This window comes from Cellulosimicrobium sp. SL-1 (genome assembly GCF_011033075.1).
GTDB classification, from domain to species: Bacteria; Actinomycetota; Actinomycetes; order Actinomycetales; family Cellulomonadaceae; genus Cellulosimicrobium; species Cellulosimicrobium funkei.
The window spans coordinates 192,245-209,167 of the sequence record NZ_JAACJC010000003.1 but is presented as its reverse complement, the minus strand read 5'-3'; the positions used below and the strand labels follow the sequence as shown (position 1 = coordinate 209,167).

Here is a 16,923-nt window from a genome sequence, read left to right as displayed (position 1 = left end):
GGCACTGGGGCCTGCTCCTCGCGGACCTGTCCGAGCTGCACCGCCTCGACCTGTTCGACCCCGCCGTGCGCGCGCGCCCGTGGGTGGGTGTGCGCGGTCTGATCCTCGACCTCGTCCACGACCCGCGCAGTCGCCTGCACCAAGTCCTACCCCGGAGGTGAGTGATGAGCCTTCGCGCGGGCGAGCTCGAGTTCCTGTTCACGGCCGACACGAAGCAGGTCGAGAAGGCCGAGAAGGACGTCAAGCAGATCGGGCAGCGCATCGAGCGCAACCCCGCGAAGGTCAAGGTCGACGCCGACGCCAAGGGCGCCCTCGACGGCATGGACCGCGTCGAGGACGCGGCGAAGAAGCTCGTCTCCGAGAACGTCGTCACCCGCATCGAAGCCGACATCTCCCAGGCCGAGCAGCAGTCAGAGAAGATCCGCGGCGAGCTCGAGTACCTCAACTCGGTCAAGGGCGAGCTGCAGGTCGACGCCGACATCACACGCGCGGAGGGCAAGCTCGAGCGCGTCGAGCGCACCCTGCAGGGCCTGCGCTCCGCGCGCGCCACGATGGAGGTCGACGCCGACACCGCGGCCGCCGAAGGCGCGCTCGACGACCTCGCCGACGACGCCGGCGACGCCGGCGCCGAGGGCGGACAGAAGGCCGGCGCCGGCCTCTCCGACGGGATCGTCGCCGCGCTCGCCACGATCCCGATCGCCGGCGCCGTCATCGGCATCGGCGTCGCCGCCGGCAAGGCGCTCGCGGACGCCGTCACGGACGGTCTCGGCGTCGAGCTGCGCCAGGACCGCCTGCAGGGCCTGACGGGGATCTCGGAGGGCGAGGCGGCGAAGCTCGGCCGCGCCGCCGGCGAGGCCTACGCGAACGTGTTCGGCGAGTCCGTCGAGCAGAACATGGACACGGCCCGCATCGCCGTGCAGCAGGGCCTGCTCGACCCGGCGCAGACGACCCGCCAGGCCCAGCAGGTCATCCAGTCTCTCGCCGGCATCGCGGACGTCCTCGACGAGGAGGTCCGGCCGGTCTCCGTCGCGGTGACCCAGCTGCTCAAGACCGGCCTCGTGAGCTCCGCAGACGAAGCGTTCGACCTGCTCGCGACCGGCGCCCGTGAGGGTGTGAACGCGCAGGAGGACCTGCTCGACACCTTCACGGAGTACCCGTCGCTCTTCCAGCGCCTCGGGCTCTCTGGCGCCGAAGCGCTCGGGCTCATCAACCAGGGCCTGAACGCCGGCGCGCGCAACAGCGACCTCGCGGCCGACGCGCTCAAGGAGTTCCAGATCCGCGCGACGGACGGGTCGAAGGCGTCCGCCGAGGGCTTCCAGCTCCTCGGGCTCAACGCCGAGGAGATGACGGGAAAGATCGCCGCCGGCGGGCAGTCGGCACGAGACGGCCTCGACATCGTGCTCGACCGGCTCCGCGACATGGAGGACCCCGTCGCGAGGAACGCGGCCGCGGTTGCGCTCTTCGGCACCCAGGCCGAGGACCTCGGTGAGGCGCTCTTCGCCATGGACCTGACGAACGCCGTCGACCAGCTCAACGGCGTCCAGGGCGCGGCACAGCGCATGTTCGACACCCTCGCCGACAACGACGCCACCAAGCTCGAGGAGGCTCGGCGCAACATCGAGGTCGCCGGCGACGGCATCAAGGGCGCGCTCGCCGCGGCCTTCTCCGACCCGCTCGGCGAGCTCGCGACGACCGTGTCGGAGAACCGGTCGCTGGTCGTGCGCTTCATGCTCGACATGGCCAACGGGGCGCTCGACGCCGGACGCGGGGTCGTCGAGTTCACGGCGACCGGCGCCGAGGCGATCGGCACCTTCATCGCCGGCCCACTCGCCGACCTCGTCGACGGACTCGGCGGGGTGCTCGACGGGCTCGAGAAGATCCCGGGTGTCGACCTCGACGGCGCCGCCGACTCGATGCACGACCTCGCCGGGTCGATGCGGGAAGCGGGCGAGGACGCGGCCGACATCGCCGACACGATCCGTACCAACCTGATCGAGAACGGGATCGACCCCGCCCAGCAGAAGCTCAACGAGTTCGGGATCCCGCAAGTCCTGCAGGCCGAGTTCCACGACGCGAGCATGGCGGCCGCCAAGTCGCTCGACCAGGTCGGCTACTCGGCCGATGGCGCGACGCAGCTCGTCGACGCGTTCACCGTCGCGCAGGACGGCACGGTCACCGCCGGGGCGGAGCTCGAGCGGCAGATGCAGGCCGCGGTCGCCGCGCTCGACGCGGAGGCCGCCGCAGGCGCCCGGGCCGGTGAGACCCAGGACTCGCTCGCGCAGAAGTACGAGACCGGGCGCCAGGCGCTCTACAACCAACTCGTGCAGATGGGCCTCACAGAGGACCAGGCGTGGGCACTGATCGACTCCTACGGCGCGGTCCCGTCCAAGGTCGATACCGCGATCTCGTCGAACGCCGGCGCGGTCACGACCGAGGTCGGTGGCCTGGCCTACAGGGTCGAGACCCTGCCCGACGGGACGGTCACCTTGACGGCGATCGGCAACGCCTGGGACGCAGTCTCGACAGTCCGTCAACAGCTCGACCTGCTCGATGGGCGGCGCGTCAACGTCACGGTCCAGTACAACGCGTCCGGTGAGCAGATCACCGGCGTCGGGTACAACTCGCGCCGGTACGCCTCCGGCGGGTGGGTCACGGGCGGGATCCGCGGTCAGGACTCGGTTCCGATCATGGCGATGCCCGAGGAGTTCGTCGTCCGGGCCGCGTCCGCGCGCAAGTACGCGGCGCTGCTCGAGGCGATCAACGCCGACCGACTGCCCGGGTACGCCAACGGCGGGCAGGTCCAGTCCGCGCAGCCGGCAGCCCCGACCGTGAGCCGGTCGTTCTCCGCGCCGGTGACGATCATCTCGCGCGAGCGGGTCCGTCCCCGTGACGTCCTACTCGCGCTGCAGCAGCGCGAGCTGCTCGAGATCTGAGGAGGCAGCGTTGTCCTTCTTCATCCTCGCGTCGGTCCGCACGGCACCCCCGACCGAGCCGCCCGTCTCCGAGGACTCGCGCAAGATCTGGCTCGAGTCCTCGGACGGGTCGCTCGTCGTGCCCGTCAACGGCCCGATCCCCGCGCGCAGGGTGTCACTGCTCAACGGGTTCACCGGCCTCGAGGTCGCACCCTCCGACCTCGAGACGTCGGGCACGCCGGGCGTCGAGGGCACGAACCTGTCCAGCGTGTACTTCCCGGAGCGCGACGTCCTCCTGCCGCTGTCGATCCTCGGCTCCGACCAGACCGAAATGTGGGCGCTGCGTCAGCGGATCCGGGACCTGACCGACCCCACCCCGCCAACACCCGCAGATCCGCCCCGCACGTTCCGGATCGTCGCCGAGTCGGCCAGCGGACGCCGTCAGCTCGAGGTCTGCTACGTCTCCGGACTCGAGGGCAACGAGCTCGGCATCCCGGTCTACGACCGGTTCGTGCTGCAGGCGCTCGCGGCCCAGCCGTTCCCAGAGGACCGGGAGGCGGTGCGCCGGCCGTTCCCGCTCGGGACCGCAGAGCCCTTCCTGTCGTCCTCGCCGGGCACCGACCGCCCGTGGGGCACGCGCCAGCTGGCCCCGTCGACCGTGATCGGGGAGGACATGCGCGTCGAGATGTCGTCGGGTCGCCCGTTCTACCCGACGATCGAGCTCCGCGGGCCAGCGACGTCCGCGACGATCACCTCGAGCACGGGCCTGTCGATCCACGTGCCGGGCGCGATCGCGGCCGGTGCCACGTTGCGGATCGTGACCGACCCTCGGCACAAGTCGATCCGGCTCGACGGCGCGCTCGCTGCCGGGCGCGTCGCGCGCGGGAGCCGGTTCGCGCCGTTCCGCCCGGGCGAGAACCTGCTCGACGTCACCGTGCCTGGCGCGACGACGCAGACGCTGCTCACGCTCGAGTGGCGCGGCCGGCACAGGAGCATGTGGTGAGCGGGGCCTGGGAGATCATCCCGCGCGACGCGGACCTCGGGCGCACCTTCGACCCGGTCACGCGGTGGTCCGCGCTCGACGTCGTCGAGCGGTACAACATCGCGAACACGTGGGTCCTCACCGGCCCGTCGTCCGCCCTGCGCGTGTTCACGGCCGGCATGGGCTGCATCCTCGACCGGGACGGCGACCAGGTCACGTCCGGGCAGGTGCGCTCGATCTACCGGCGCATGGAGGCCGACGAGGAAGGGCGCGTGGCAGACGTCACGACCCTCGGGTTCATCTCAGACCTCGACGAGCTCGGCAGCCGGCGCGCGTTCCCCCAGCCGTCCAAGGTCCTGACGTCGACCCCGTCGACCTTCACCGCGGCGCACGACGTGCGCACTGGACCGATCGAGACCGTGCTCCTGGCGTACATCGCGGCCAACCTCGGCCCGGCCGCACCGGTGGCGAACCGCCGGCAGACACGACTCGTGCTGCCGATCTCGCTCGGACGCGGGGGCACGACGACGGTCTCAGCGCGCATGGACGAGCTCGTGCGCCTGGTGCACGACCTCGGCGAGGCTGGGAGACTGCGCGTCGACGTGCAGCACGACGAGTCCACGGGAACGCCGCGGCTCCTGCTCACGATCTCCGACGTCCCGGACGTCTCCGAGAACATCAGGTTCGGCCTCGCCGAGTCCACCGCCACGGGAACGATCTCCTCCTGGTCGTACAAGCTCGAGGCGCCCGAGCTCACGCGCGCGATCGTGTTCTCCGCCGGTGAGCTCGAGGCGCGCTCGGCCGCGCAGTTCATCGACGCCGACGCCGAGGCGCTGTGGGGACGCGCCCGCGAGGGACTCGTCGACCAGCGACAGACCGACGACGTCGACGAGATCACCCGTGCCGGCACCGAGGCGCTCGCGGAAGGCGCGACCCCCGTCACCGTCGAGTTCACCGTCGCCGACGGACCGGACGTCAAGGTCCGCCGTGACTACGACGTCGGCTACCGGGTCGGGGTGGAGCTGCCCGACCTGCCCGAGGCGGTCTCGGACAACGTCGTGCGCGAGCTCGCGACCTCCGTGCGGCCGAACGCCGCCGAGCAGGTCTCGGTCGTCGTCGGCACGCCCGGCGCGACATCGCAGTCCACGAAGCAAGCCGCGCGCCTGAACCGCGCGCTGCGCGACATCGCCCTACTGAAGAGGAGCGCATGATGCCCCAGGAGTCCGGTCCGCTCGCCGGGCAGAACTTCACCGACGACGTGTGGCGGGCGATCAACGGGCCCGAGCCCGCGATCGTCGGCGACGTCGACGGGTCCGCCTACGCGCTGACCCTGCCCACCGGCACCGACAACGCTCTGCTGGGCTCACCGACCCAGGACTCGACGTCCATCGTCGCCGGGTTCATGCACCGCATCCCGGCGGGCCAGACGCAGCAGATCGAGATCCCGCCGTCGACCGACGCCGCCACCGGACGCACTGACATCATCGTCGCCCGGTACGACCCCGCGTTCTCGACCGTCCCCGGCCCGTGCCGCCTCGCCCGAGTGCCCGGCGTCGAGGGATCGTCGGCGCTGCCCTCGCTGGACGAAGCACCTCCCGGCGTCGAGGACTTCCCGCTGTGGGCGGTGACCCGCAAGAAGGGCGAGTCCCTCAACCAGGCCGCACGCCGCTGGCTCGGACGCCGCACGGGCCCGAGCCTCGACGTGCCGGCCCGCGAGCCGCTGCCGCCGAACGTCCCGCTCGGCACCCGCGCCCGCCGCGGCCGCGGGGAGTACGTGCGCGAGCTCGACGCCCAGGGCGCCCCGACCTGGACGAGCGCCGGCGCGGGGCGCCTCATCGCGGTGTACCAGTTCGCGTTCGCGAACCTCCCGCCGTCGGGCATCCCGGGCCGCGAGGAGACCTGGCAGGTGTGGGGTGCGTCCCCGCAGATCGTCGGCTCCGTCGCGATCCCCGACCCTGGCGTGCCGTACCGGGTCGAGGCGGTCGTCGCGGGCTTCTTCGGCAACGAGGCGGACAACAACAACACCCGGTGGGACTTCGACGCCATGGTCGGCGCGACGCAGATCAGCTCATGGGTCGGGTCGAACGCGTTCAACCAGTCGAACCAGTGGAAGGAGTACCACGCCGCGGTGTCGGCGCAGGTGTTCACCGGGGCCCAGACGTTCTCCCTGCGCACGCGCCGCATCTACGGCACCGGGTACGGCGCCGTCGCACGCGCGAACCGCGGCGGCCGCGTCGCGATCTACGAAGCGTGAGGGCGGCGAGCATGGGGAGCGGAGACGCCATCGTTCGGGCGCTGCGTCGCGCGTGGCAGAAGGTCCGCGAGCCGCGGGTGATCTCGGTGGTGTACTTCGCGATGTACGCGAGCGGCGTCGCGGCGGGCGTGTACGCGACGATCTCGCCGCCGGCGTCGATCGAGGGTCAGATCGGGTCGTCCGCCATGGCGGCGCTGACGGTGCTGCTGACGTTCGGGTGCGCGCTCGGCTCGGTCGCGGCGCTGCCGGGCATCTACTGGCTCGAGCGGTCCGCGGTGCTGTCGATCGCGCTCGCCGCCTTCATCTACCTCGCGATCCTCGCGACGTTGCAGGTGCAGCAGCCGGGGAACCGGATGCTGCAGGCGTGGTTCGTGGCGTTCGTCCTCGGCATGCAGCTCGTCAGGTGGGTGAGGGTGCGCGAGCGACCGTACCGCCCGGTCAACGCCCGTCCGGCAGACGTCTGACGAGGGGGCACGAGTGGAGACCTGGGCACTACTGCTCACCGCGCTCGGCGCGGGCGGCATCATCACCAAGCTCCTGGACAACGTCGTCGCCTGGCTCAAGGGCCGCCAGGCCGAGGAGCGCGACGCCTGGGCCGAGCGCGACAAGGAGGCCAAGGCCCGGCGGCTGCTCGAGGAGTACGCCCACCGGCTTCGCCGGATGCTGTTCCGCCTCGGCGCGCGAGAGGGCGACGGCGAGGACGACGTCCCGCGCTGGCCCACCTACTGATCGATCACCCACCCACCAGCCCCGGCTGCCGCACGGCGCCGGGGCTTCGTCATGCCCAGGAGGTTCCACCCATGGTCACCACACGCCAGGACCTCGCGCCCGCGTCGGTCATCCGCTCGATGACCGACGGCCCGGGCTCGAAGGCCGTCGGCATCCTGTTTCACGAGACGGCGAACAAGAGCCGTGGCGCGAACGCCGCGGCGCACGCCCGGCTGCAGAAGCGCGGCAACGTGCGCAACGCGTCGTGGAACTGGACGGTCGACGACACCGAGGCGGTGCAGTCGTTCGCGAACGGGATCAAGACGTGGTCGGCCGGGCACGGCGGGCTGCACTACGTCTCGGTCGAGATGTGCGTGAACCCCGACGGCGACTACGCCCGCACGGTGCAGAACGCGATCGAGCTCGCGCAGTGGCTGCGCTCGATCGGCGTCGGTCCCCAGCTCAAGAACCACCACGACATCACCGGGAAGAACTGCCCCACCCAGCTCCTGGCCGGCGCCGAGGGCGGCTGGGCAGGCATGGTCGCGCGCATCAACGGCGCGACGGCCCCGGCGCGCCCCGTCCCGGCCCAGCCGAGCGGGAAGCTCGACGAGGACGGGTTCGAGGGCTCCGGCACGCTCGGCGCGATGCAGCGCGCGATCGGCTCGGCGAACCCCGACGGCACGCTCAGCGCGCCGTCGAACTTCACGCGCGCGCTGCAGCGCTTCCTCAACGCCCGCGGCTTCCGCGACTACGACGGGCGCGCGCTCGACGTCGACGGCGTCGGCCACCGGCAGAACGTCCCGTCCGCGGTCATCAGCCGCACGCGCACGGACTACGCGTTCCAGCAGTACCTCGAGACCACGCCGACCGGCCGCGCCCGCGGCTACGTCGGCGACGGCGAGTGGGGCCGCCCGAGCGCCGGCGTGAAGGTCATCCAGGCCGAGCTCAACGCCGGCCGCCTCTTCCGGTGACCCCGCGCTCTCGCCAGCGCGCCGCACGCCTGGTGCGGCGCGTCGCTGCCGCGGCCGCCATCGCGGCCGCGGCCCTCGCTCTCGGCACCGCGCTCGCGGTGCTCGCCGTCCACCTGTTCGTCCTCGAGCCCCTGCGGGTGCTCGCCCACCTGATCGGAGCCACCCCGTGAACACCCTCACCCCCGCCCGCCCGCGCGTCCTGACGGCCGCGTTCTGGCAAGCCGCCGGCGCCCGCGCGCTGCGCACAGTGCTCGTCGCCGCGCTGCCGTTCCTCGCCCCGCTCGTCGGCGGGGACTGGACCGCCGTCGGGCAGGCCGGGCTCGCGTTCGCGTTCGCCGCCGTCGCGTCCCTCGCGACGTCGCTCGCGTCCCTGCCCGAGCTCGGCGCCACCCGCTCCCGGTGGGCCGCGCTGCTCGACCGCTCGCTGCGCACCTTCGGCCAGACCTTGGCCGCGTCCATCGGGTCCGCGCTCGTGTGGTCCGACGTCGACTGGCGCCTCGCCCTCGTCCAGGCCGCGACCGCAGCCATCACGACCGCGGTCCTCGCGATCGTCGAGCAGCTCCCCGAGACCGTCCCCGCCATCGAGGCAGAGCCCGACGACGACGGCGTCTACGACATCTCCTCGCTCACCCGCAACGAGCGTGCGATGGTCGACGACCTGCGCGCGAGCGAGGACCGCGACCCGCTCGAGCGCTGACCGCGCCCACTCCCGCCTCCCAGAGAAAGGGCGACCCGCCATGGTGATGTACCGGATCGACGGCGCGCAGGTCCGTGACGCGGACTCCGGCGAGTTCAAGCGCGAGCTCGCCGGGGAGCCGATCACGATCGTCTCTCGCGACACGACCGCGCCGTTCCCGATCTACAACGAGGTCGGCGACCAGATCACCGGCTCGGTCGTCCGGATCATGCCGACGATCGAGGTCCCGCGGATCTGGATCAACGACGCTGACGCCCCGGCCGGCGGACTCGCCGACCTCTACCTCGACTGGCTCGACGAAGGGTCCGGCGCTCGCGGCCCGGTGAACTTCGAGGCGGTGCTGCGCGCCTACGCGGCCGCGTCGGCAACGCGCGCGCACGACGCTGCCGACGCGGCAGTCGGTGCCCGCGTGGCTGCTCAGGATGCGGCGAGCGCGGCCGCGCAGCGCGGTGTGCCCGAGGGCGGCCTCCCGGGGCAGGTGCCGGTCAAGTCGGGCCCGAACGACCACGAGGTCGGGTGGGGGAACTTCGTGCGACGGATGGGTGAGCAGCCGCTGCGCCTGTGGGGCGTCGCGTCGTCGCTGCCCCCGGCCGGGTCGGGACAGGAGCCCGGTGACGTGATCTTCGTGATCGGGGGTGGTGCCTGATGGCGATTTACCTGAACACCGCCGAGTCCGGGGCTGCGCCGGGGACGCCCATCACCTCACTGGCGCAGACGGGCGGGACGGCAGGCACGGCGTTCGAGACCGCCCGCAGCTTCAACCAGAACGCCGGTGGCGTGTCGTTCTCGAGCGAGGGCGCCGCGCATGGGGCGCTGTGCTACGCGCTGGGGATCGGCACGTCGGCGACGCTCGGCCGTCACTTCGGCTGGACGGCCCGGCTCTCGACCCAGGTCGCCTACCGGTGGTACTCGAGGGTCTCGGCGCTCGGGTCGGCCGGGTCGCTGGGGATCTTCCAGGCGTCAGCCGGTCGAGAGGGCAACGGCAACTACAGTCCGCTGCTCGGGCTCGTGCGTCAGGCCGACGGCACGGTGCAGGTCGTGCGGGGCCTGTCCCGGGCGGTGGTGTTCACCTCGGCACCGATCGAGGCCGGCGTGCTGTACCGGTACGAGGTGCGGATCAAGTACGCGACGGCGGTGGGCGCGGCGAACGGCGTGGAGGAGTTCGCGATCTTCGTCGGCGACTCCCCGGAGCCGCTGCCGGGCTGCTACTGGATCGACACCGCGGTCGCGAACTTCGTCGCGGACATGCTCCCGGGCGCCCGCCAGTTCTTCGGCGGCACGGAGGACGCCGGGCAGACGTACTACGCGCACACGCACTACCTCGACGACGTCGCGATGGCGACCGGCGCGGATGCCGCGGCGTTCATCGGGCCGGTGCTCCCGGCACCGGTGTCCACGGCGCGGCCCTACGTCGTGACGGACAACGCGGGCCAGTGGTTCGCGCGCGGGGGGAGCGACCTGGTCACGGTCGTGTCCGACGGCGTGCCCGAGACGCTGATTGAGTCCCCGGGCGTCCAGCCGGACGAGTCGATCACCTACGCGCTGCCGCCCCTGACGTCGGGGGCGCTGCGCATCGGGGTGGACGCGAACCGCGGCACGTCGACGTCGTCGATGCGCGTCGAGCTGCTGCAGGGCGCGACGACGGTCATCGCCACGCGCACGTTCGCGCTCGGCGCGGCCGAGGCCCACTTCGAGCTCACCTGCACGCAGGCCGAGCTCGCGGCGATCACCGACCGGTCCAAGCTGCGGGTCCGCGTTACCGGGAACCCGTCGTGACGACGTGGCACGGCGCCGTCCAGGCGAGCGAGGACGACGGGCGCGCGACCACCCTGGACGCATCCGGGTCCGTCGTCCTGACCGGCACCCTTTACGGGATCTCGACCGGCACGCTCATGTTCCGCATCCGGGCCATGGACGTGCCCCAGGGCGCCCAGATCGACGCCGCGACGATCACCCCGACGATCGTGCTCGGCTCCGGCTCGGGGTCGGGGTTCGTCAACGTATTCGCCCCGCTGGTGCCAGACGTGCCCGCCCTCGTCATCGGGCTCCTCGGCGAGCCCCGCGCGACCTCGCACGTCGCCGAGATCCCCGCGGCCGGGACCGTGCCGATCGACATCACGACGGTCGTCCAGGAGATCGTCGACCGGCCGGGCTGGGTCGCGGGCAACGCGATCGCGATCCTCATGACCCAGGCGCCGGGGCGAGCGGTCAGCGCCCGTCAGTACGACGGCAGCCCCACCTACGCCGCGACCGTCTCGGTGACGTGGAGCGAGGCCGCCCCGCCCGGGGCGCAGGTGCGCGAGATCGTCGCGACCACGGTCGGGGCCCAGCCCTCGGTCCAGGTCCGCGAGATCACAGTGCGCACCGACGCCCCCGAGCCGGGGCCCGGCGGCGCGGGCCGCGCCTGGCTTTCCGACCAGTGGGGCGTGGTCCGCCCGTACTACTGGCCCGGCGACCAGTGGGCGCCGCTGCGGCCCTACGTCTGGACCGGCGATCAGTGGCAGCCCCTCGGCTGACTCCCAGCACGACCGCGCCCCGTCCTCCTCCGGGAGGGCGGGGCGCTTCGTCGTCTGCTGGTGGCGGTGCTGGTAGGAGATGGAGGTGCACTGGCCGCGGCTTCATCACGGAACCAGTGCCCCCGCGGCTCCGTTGCCGCGCGACCACTCTACGAACCGGTTCCGGGCGTGCGCCACCTCTTGCGCTTCGAAGGGGCGACGGTACGGTCGAAGGATCGAGTCTGGACCTGGCTCGCCGCCGCCTCCGAAGAAAACCGGAGCAGGACATGTCTGTGGAAAACACCTCTAGGAGTCATCACCGCACCCGCGACGCTGGGCAGAAGACCGGCCCATTCCGCCTCGACCTGGGTACCGGCACCTGGTGGTGGTCGTCTGAGACGTACCGGGTGCACGGGTTCGAGCCGAGCGAAGTGGTACCGACCACCGAGCTCGTCCTGGCGCACAAGCACCCCGACGACCGCGAGCACGTGCGTGCGGTCCTCGACCACGCCGCGACCACGGGTGAGGCGTTCTCGAGCGTGCACCGCATCATGGACGCCCACGGCATCGAACGGTACGTCGCCCTCATGGGACAGGGGCGCCGGGACCGGGAGACGGGCGAGGTCGTCGAGCTGATGGGCTACTTCACCGACATCACCGCGACGATCACCTCCCGTGCGAACGAGCGAACACGCCGCGACATCGCAGCGGCGGCCGAGGGTCGCGGCCCGATCGAGCAGGCGAAGGGCGTCCTCATCGCCACGCACGGCGTGAGCGCCGACGAGGCGTTCGCCCGCCTCAAGCAGGCGTCGAACGACAAGAACGTCCGGCTGCGCGACCTCGCGTCCGTCGTCGTCGACGAAGCCATGTGCGCTGGCGGGGACTGCGCCGAACGCGTGGACGCAATCCTGCGCTAGAACGGTTCGCGTCGACAATCCGCCCAAGTACCTCGCCCGCACGCGACCGCGCCCCGCTCCTCCCACACGGGAGGAGCGGGGGCGATTCGTCGTCGTGGCGGTGGGTCGGCTAGGACGCGTCTTCTCGTGTCACGAGTCGGCTAGGACGCGTCTCCCCGTGTCACGAGTCGGTGAGGCCGCGGGCGAGGTCGGCGCAGTTCGCCAGCTCGTTGGCGTACTCGACGCCGTCGTACCCCGGGGTCAGCGGCGTGACCGTGTCGAGCCCGCGGAGCGTGAGGCATTCGTCGTACTTCTCCTCGAACTCTGCCTCGGCCACACCCTGGCGCCACAGGACGAACGCGACAACGGCGAGCACGACGAGCACGACGTTGAGCGCGAGGGCGGCGACGGCGATCCGCTTGGTGGGCATGGCGCTGAGGGTACGCGGGCGTCGGCCTAACCGACCTAGACCTCGGTGCATGCCTCCCCGTAGGACGGGTGTCCGGCGACGACGAACGTCGAGCCGTCGGCTTCGAGGACGCTCACGTGCTCCGCGCCGAGACCCTTGACGGCCTCGCAGACGGCGATCGCGCTCTGCCCCTCGGCGCCGCCGGCGTCGCCCCGCGGGTCGGCGATCGTGGTCTCAACCTCGATGCGGCCCGGCTCGGTCTCGGTGGCCTTCGTCACGACGTCACCGGCCGCGGCCTGGACATCGGCGGTCCGGTCGACGGCGGCGCTCGTCTCGGCCGCGGGCGAGGTCTCGGTCGCGGGAGCCGCGGTGGCCTCGTCGGGCGCGTCGCCCGAGCACGCGGACAGGGTCAGCGAGAGGGCCAGGATCGCGCCGGCGGCGGCGAGGGTTCGTCTCATGCCGGGGAGCCTATGGCGGCGCCTGGTGCGCGCGGGCGCCGCGTCCGGAATTCACCCGTCTGTCCACGCCTGTCCGCGGCGGACGCGAGCGCGAGCGCGCCCCCGTCCTCCTCCGGGAGGGCGGGGGCGCTTCTGTCGTTCTCAGGACTCGAAGTCGAGCCCGTCTTGCGCCGAGAGGACTCGCACGAACTCCAATCGGCCAGTGGACTCGCGTCCGAGGCGGTCTCGCGTGCGCTTCTCCCGGACCTCGAAGTGCGCGGTCTCCCCAAGCGAGAGACCGAGCGCGAGCAGGTCCTCAGAGTCGATATGGACCTCGTGAGTCGGGCTCGTCCGCCCCCGTCCGGTCTTGAGCTTCACGTAGCCGGACTCTCGTAGCTCAGTGACGCGTCCGCTCACGGGTATGAGGTTCTCGTCCGTGGTGGAGGTCTTGAGACTCCGGAGGTACCCGCGACCGCTTGAGGTCAGCCGGGCACCCGCGAGGTAACCACCCATCGAGCTCCACACAAAGTCCGCGTCAAGATCGTGCTGGTCGAGCACCTCGGAGACGTCCTCGAGTCCACTGACGTAGGTGCGCCACTGGCGCACGTCGGTCGACTCCTCTACGGCCTTCACAACCCGGACAAGCGTCCGGCCGACGTCGTCTGCGGGGGACGCCTCCACCGGTGCGGCCGAGCTTTCAAGTACCGGCTCTTGCTCCTCAGTCTCCACCGGCCGGAAGTACAGGACGGTGCTACCAGTGCCGACGTCCGAGAGCCCCAAGTTGACCGATTTCGCCTCGACGAAGATGCGCCGGAGTGCAGTCAGGATCGGGGAAAGCTCAAGGTCCAGGATGCCCCGGTGGGCGAAGTCCCCGCTGAGCCGAACCGTCAGTTGCTCGGCGAATCTCGCACCGGGGTCGAAGTCCCGCAGGGCGTCGAGGTAGTTCCGGCGCGACGAGATCTCGAGTTCGAGTTCTTCGGCGGGGCCGTCCCCGTGCTCGGTGAGCCAGCCCTGACTCTCGGACTGGTACTTCTCGAGCAGGCGGCGGCGAGTTGGTGAGGTCACAGGGTCACCTCCACATAGCCGCGTCGTGCAACCGATGACTCGACAGTCGGGTGGCGAGCAGCACCCTCGCCGGTGAGCCGGCATCGCTGCCACCAGTCGTCCCACCCGCCTCGGCGCTGCAGGTAGGTCCTCTCGTGCTCTTCGAGAGTATCGGGCCGGAACACGGAGGCAACCGGATAGTGGAGCATCTCGATCGGGGAGAGCCCGTACTTCCGCTTGATCGACTCGCGCTTGAACGCCTCCGTCAGCCAGGCCGCCCCGCTCTTACCGCGGAGGGCCCCGCGTGCCGTTCCGTCCAGGCAGACGGTGAGGTCGATGTTGCGCGGGTTGAGCTCAGTACTGACGAAGCTCCCGCCGAGCCACAGGTAGTGAAGAAGTTGGCGGCCGCCCAGGTGATCGCCGTGAGCCTCCTCGAGCGCGAGGAAGCGAGCGACGTACTCCTCGAGCCCGGCCCAGAGGTTCCGGCGCGTTGTCGACTCGTGGAAGGCGGCGTCGGCGACGAGGAGCGCTTCTGCCTCGTCGAACGGCACGCGGACGCGACCGGGAGGCGGATAGCCGGTCTCGTGGTCGAAAGTCAGCACCATGTCAGTGATGGCACGGCGATGGGGCAGGCATGCGGCGGAACCTAGCAAGCGGCGATGCTCCGGAGCAAAGGTGGGGAGGGATGAAAACACGTGTTCGACTCCTACCCTCGCGCGTGACTAGGGGCATGAGTGTACCGCCGAATCGAACATATGTTCGATCCTGTGTCAGCATGATCCGGTGGAGTCGCGGCCCTGGCCCGGGTGGGTCGAGGTGCGGCGCGGGCGGTGGCTCAAGGTCCCGCCGCGCCAGTGTCCGGCGTGCGCGTCCGCGTGGGGGTTGCACCGCGACCGGCCTCGCGAGGGGTTCGTCCGGTGCGGGTGCTCTGAGCCGTGGTGGCACACGCTGTGGACGTGTCCGGCGTGCGGGGCGCTCGCCGCGGAGGGGTGCGCCGACGTCGGCCGGTGGCAGAACCACACGACGCCGATCGGCGCGGCCCCCTCGCGGCGGTGGACGATCCCCGCGTGGACGGACACCTAGACGGCGAGCAGAACGGCGTCCGTGTCCGGTGTCCGGGCGTCCGTCCGCTCGGCCCGGACGGCGGACACGCGGGCGCAGACGCTCGTCCGGCCGAGGCCGAGCTCGTCCGCGATCGCGCGCCCGGACATGTCCGTCGTCCGCGCGAGACGGTCGATCTCCTCGAGGCGCTCGACCACGCGTCCGCGGGCGCCCGTCCGGAGCGTCCGGACGCCGTCCGGGTGTCCGCCGTCCGTCCGGGCGTCCGCCGTCTCGGTGTCCACGGCGTGCAGCTCGGCCGTGCGCTCGACGACGAGCGCGACCGGCGCGAGGTCGCCGACGACATCGGCCGCGTCCGCCTGTCCGGCGCTCGCGGTGACCGTCGTGGTGTCCGCGTCCGTCGCGGTCTCGGCGTCCGCGTGCGTCGCCGGGGCGGTGTCGGTCAGCGGGCCGAGCGCGACGCCGGCGACGACGTGCGCGGCGGCGAGCGTCATGAACGGGAACCCGGCGGCGAGGGCGGCGCCGACGATGCCCTGCCAGCCCTTGGGCCCGGCGTCCCAGGCGTGCGCGGCGTTGATCGCGGACGAGACGGCGGTCAGGGCCCAGACGAGCGTCCAGGGCAGGCGTGCGCTCTGACCGCGGTGGGTGCGGACGAACGCGGCGATGACGTACCCGAGCATGGCGACCTCGAGCGCGACGGGCACGAGCCAGGCGAGGCGGACGGGGATCGCGGCCCACGGCGCGGCCGCGGACAGGCCAGTGAACGAGAGCGTGAACGAGGCCGCGGCGACGGCGACGAGCACGACGAGCAGACCGGCGAGCACGAGGCGGTTGTCGGGGTTGATCCGGGCGGCCGTCGTCGGGCGGGGCGTGGCGGTGGTGGTCATGGCGGTGGTCCTCTCGTGCGGGCGGTCAGCGGGCGGTGCGCCAGGCGGCGGCGCGAGCGGCGGCGAGCGTCTCGGGCGACGGGGGCGCGGCAGCGTGGGCGGCGTCGTCCGCGGCGAAGAGATCGCGGGTCGTGGTGACGGGGCGGTCGGCTGCCCGGGGCGCAGGCGGAGGCGTGGGACCTGACTGCGCGAGCGCGGTGAGGCGGTAGCGGAGCAAGCCCGCACTGCGGGCCCCGGTGAAGTCCTGCGCGGCGAGCTCGCGGGCGACGTCGTCAGGCGTCCACCCGGCGGCGCGCAGCTCGCGGGCGTGACGGCGGACCGCCGTGGCCGCCAGGCCACGGGCGAGGGGGTGGGAGCGGATCTCCTCCACCACCCCGTCGAGCAGGGCGTCCCGCTCGGCCGCGACGTCCTCGACGACGGCGAGCGACCTGGTGAGGGGATGGGGCAGGGGATAGGACAGGGGATCCGGCACGCCTTGCGACACCCTTTCGTCGCGAGGCGACACGAGTCCGTCGCGAGCCGACACCCGCCGCGGCGCTCGCGGCTCGTGCTCCTGGTGTTCGACGAGGTCTACGTCGTCGGCCTGGTCGCCGTGCTCGGCCATGGCACCAGGCACGGTGAGCGCGTAGCGGGCCGTGGAGCCGCGCACTCCGGCGCTGGTGAGGGTGAGCCACCCGGCGTCGCGCAGGCGCCGCACGGCGGCCATCGTGGCCGTCCTGCCCAGGCTGGTGCGGGCCTGCAGGCGCTCGGCCGCGACCCACACCCGCAGCGGCCCGGTGGACGCGTGGTCGGCGTAGGCGAGGGCGACGAGCTTGTCCGTCGCGGAGAGGGTCGACGTCCACACCGCGTCGCGCCACGCGTTCACGTGGCGGCGCGCGGACGTCGTCGGGTCGGGCGCCACCGGCGCTACGGGAAGGGTGCTGCTAGCGTGAGCGAGAGCCATCTCGGAGGGTCCAGTCCTCTAGTGGTGGTCAGGCCCCGCTCGGTGTTGCAACCACCGGTCGGGGCCGTTCTGTTGTGGGCCTACGGGGTCGCGGGCGACCTCGAGTTGGTGAGCCGCGAGAGGCGATAACGCGGCGCGTCAACGCCGTCGGGGTCGACGAAAGGGCCCGCGGCGGCAGGTGCCGCGCGAGGCGTCATGTGGTGGGGGAGCGGGGCGCTCACAGGGC

The 16,923-nt window shown here is 72.1% G+C and carries 19 protein-coding genes; 13 read left to right on the top strand and 6 right to left on the bottom strand.

What is annotated here, in order from left to right; all coding sequences use genetic code 11:
* The first annotated feature begins 164 nt into the window (after nucleotides 1-164).
* The 13 genes from GWJ10_RS05635 (at nucleotide 165) to GWJ10_RS05575 (ending at nucleotide 11,939) form a co-directional block, all read left to right on the top strand.
* Nucleotides 165-2,933, top strand: a complete 2,769-nt coding sequence (locus tag GWJ10_RS05635; RefSeq protein ID WP_163185951.1) for a phage tail tape measure protein — start codon at nucleotides 165-167, stop codon at nucleotides 2,931-2,933.
* A 10-nt stretch (nucleotides 2,934-2,943) separates the two neighbouring features.
* The gene (locus tag GWJ10_RS05630; protein ID WP_163185948.1) at nucleotides 2,944-3,915 is read left to right on the top strand and encodes a hypothetical protein; all 972 of its coding nucleotides are present in this window, start codon (nucleotides 2,944-2,946) and stop codon (nucleotides 3,913-3,915) included.
* Nucleotides 3,912-5,105 (top strand): hypothetical protein, encoded by a 1,194-nt coding sequence (locus GWJ10_RS05625; protein ID WP_163185945.1) that lies wholly within the window; start codon nucleotides 3,912-3,914, stop codon nucleotides 5,103-5,105. Before GWJ10_RS05630 ends, GWJ10_RS05625 begins: the two co-directional genes overlap by 4 nt.
* Nucleotides 5,105-6,148: a hypothetical protein gene (locus tag GWJ10_RS05620; RefSeq protein WP_163185942.1), complete on the top strand. Its 1,044-nt coding sequence runs from the start codon at nucleotides 5,105-5,107 to the stop codon at nucleotides 6,146-6,148. Before GWJ10_RS05625 ends, GWJ10_RS05620 begins: the two co-directional genes overlap by 1 nt.
* An 11-nt stretch (nucleotides 6,149-6,159) precedes the next feature.
* Nucleotides 6,160-6,612, top strand: coding sequence for a hypothetical protein (locus tag GWJ10_RS05615; RefSeq protein ID WP_163185939.1), 453 nt, complete (start codon nucleotides 6,160-6,162; stop codon nucleotides 6,610-6,612).
* Nucleotides 6,613-6,625: 13 nt separating this feature from the next.
* Nucleotides 6,626-6,877, top strand: a complete 252-nt coding sequence (locus GWJ10_RS05610) for a hypothetical protein (protein ID WP_074809710.1) — start codon at nucleotides 6,626-6,628, stop codon at nucleotides 6,875-6,877.
* Nucleotides 6,878-6,948: 71 nt separating this feature from the next.
* The gene (locus tag GWJ10_RS05605; protein ID WP_163185936.1) at nucleotides 6,949-7,830 is read left to right on the top strand and encodes an N-acetylmuramoyl-L-alanine amidase; all 882 of its coding nucleotides are present in this window, start codon (nucleotides 6,949-6,951) and stop codon (nucleotides 7,828-7,830) included.
* Nucleotides 7,827-8,000: a hypothetical protein gene (locus tag GWJ10_RS05600; protein ID WP_163185933.1), complete on the top strand. Its 174-nt coding sequence runs from the start codon at nucleotides 7,827-7,829 to the stop codon at nucleotides 7,998-8,000. Before GWJ10_RS05605 ends, GWJ10_RS05600 begins: the two co-directional genes overlap by 4 nt.
* The gene (locus GWJ10_RS05595) at nucleotides 7,997-8,527 is read left to right on the top strand and encodes a hypothetical protein (RefSeq protein ID WP_163185930.1); all 531 of its coding nucleotides are present in this window, start codon (nucleotides 7,997-7,999) and stop codon (nucleotides 8,525-8,527) included. Before GWJ10_RS05600 ends, GWJ10_RS05595 begins: the two co-directional genes overlap by 4 nt.
* 40 nt (nucleotides 8,528-8,567) lie before the next feature.
* Entirely contained in the window at nucleotides 8,568-9,173 is a 606-nt protein-coding gene (locus GWJ10_RS05590) for a hypothetical protein (RefSeq protein ID WP_163185927.1), read from the top strand.
* Entirely contained in the window at nucleotides 9,173-10,303 is a 1,131-nt protein-coding gene (locus GWJ10_RS05585) for a hypothetical protein (protein WP_163185924.1), read from the top strand. Before GWJ10_RS05590 ends, GWJ10_RS05585 begins: the two co-directional genes overlap by 1 nt.
* Nucleotides 10,300-11,043, top strand: a complete 744-nt coding sequence (locus GWJ10_RS05580; RefSeq protein WP_163185921.1) for a hypothetical protein — start codon at nucleotides 10,300-10,302, stop codon at nucleotides 11,041-11,043. Before GWJ10_RS05585 ends, GWJ10_RS05580 begins: the two co-directional genes overlap by 4 nt.
* A gap of 266 nt (nucleotides 11,044-11,309) precedes the next feature.
* Nucleotides 11,310-11,939, top strand: coding sequence for a PAS and ANTAR domain-containing protein (locus tag GWJ10_RS05575; RefSeq protein WP_277394942.1), 630 nt, complete (start codon nucleotides 11,310-11,312; stop codon nucleotides 11,937-11,939).
* A gap of 160 nt (nucleotides 11,940-12,099) precedes the next feature.
* Here GWJ10_RS05575 and GWJ10_RS05570 read toward each other — a convergent pair whose 3' ends face one another.
* From GWJ10_RS05570 to GWJ10_RS05545, 6 genes are all read right to left on the bottom strand, one after another.
* Complete coding sequence (locus tag GWJ10_RS05570) at nucleotides 12,100-12,348, bottom strand: hypothetical protein (protein WP_163185915.1); 249 nt, start codon at nucleotides 12,346-12,348, stop codon at nucleotides 12,100-12,102.
* Nucleotides 12,349-12,383: 35 nt separating this feature from the next.
* Nucleotides 12,384-12,785 carry a hypothetical protein gene (locus tag GWJ10_RS05565; protein ID WP_163185912.1) on the bottom strand — a complete coding sequence of 134 codons (402 nt, stop codon included), beginning with the start codon at nucleotides 12,783-12,785 and terminating at the stop codon, nucleotides 12,384-12,386.
* 141 nt (nucleotides 12,786-12,926) lie between these two features.
* A complete protein-coding gene (locus GWJ10_RS05560; RefSeq protein WP_163185909.1) occupies nucleotides 12,927-13,829 on the bottom strand; it encodes a hypothetical protein in 903 nt (300 codons plus the stop codon).
* Entirely contained in the window at nucleotides 13,826-14,413 is a 588-nt protein-coding gene (locus tag GWJ10_RS05555) for a hypothetical protein (RefSeq protein ID WP_163185906.1), read from the bottom strand. Before GWJ10_RS05555 ends, GWJ10_RS05560 begins: the two co-directional genes overlap by 4 nt.
* A 474-nt stretch (nucleotides 14,414-14,887) precedes the next feature.
* Nucleotides 14,888-15,754 carry a DUF2637 domain-containing protein gene (locus GWJ10_RS05550; RefSeq protein WP_163185903.1) on the bottom strand — a complete coding sequence of 289 codons (867 nt, stop codon included), beginning with the start codon at nucleotides 15,752-15,754 and terminating at the stop codon, nucleotides 14,888-14,890.
* Nucleotides 15,755-15,779: 25 nt separating this feature from the next.
* On the bottom strand, nucleotides 15,780-16,655 hold the full coding sequence (locus GWJ10_RS05545; RefSeq protein ID WP_163185900.1) for a hypothetical protein: 876 nt from the start codon (nucleotides 16,653-16,655) through the stop codon (nucleotides 15,780-15,782).
* Between the last annotated feature and the right edge of the window lie 268 nt (nucleotides 16,656-16,923).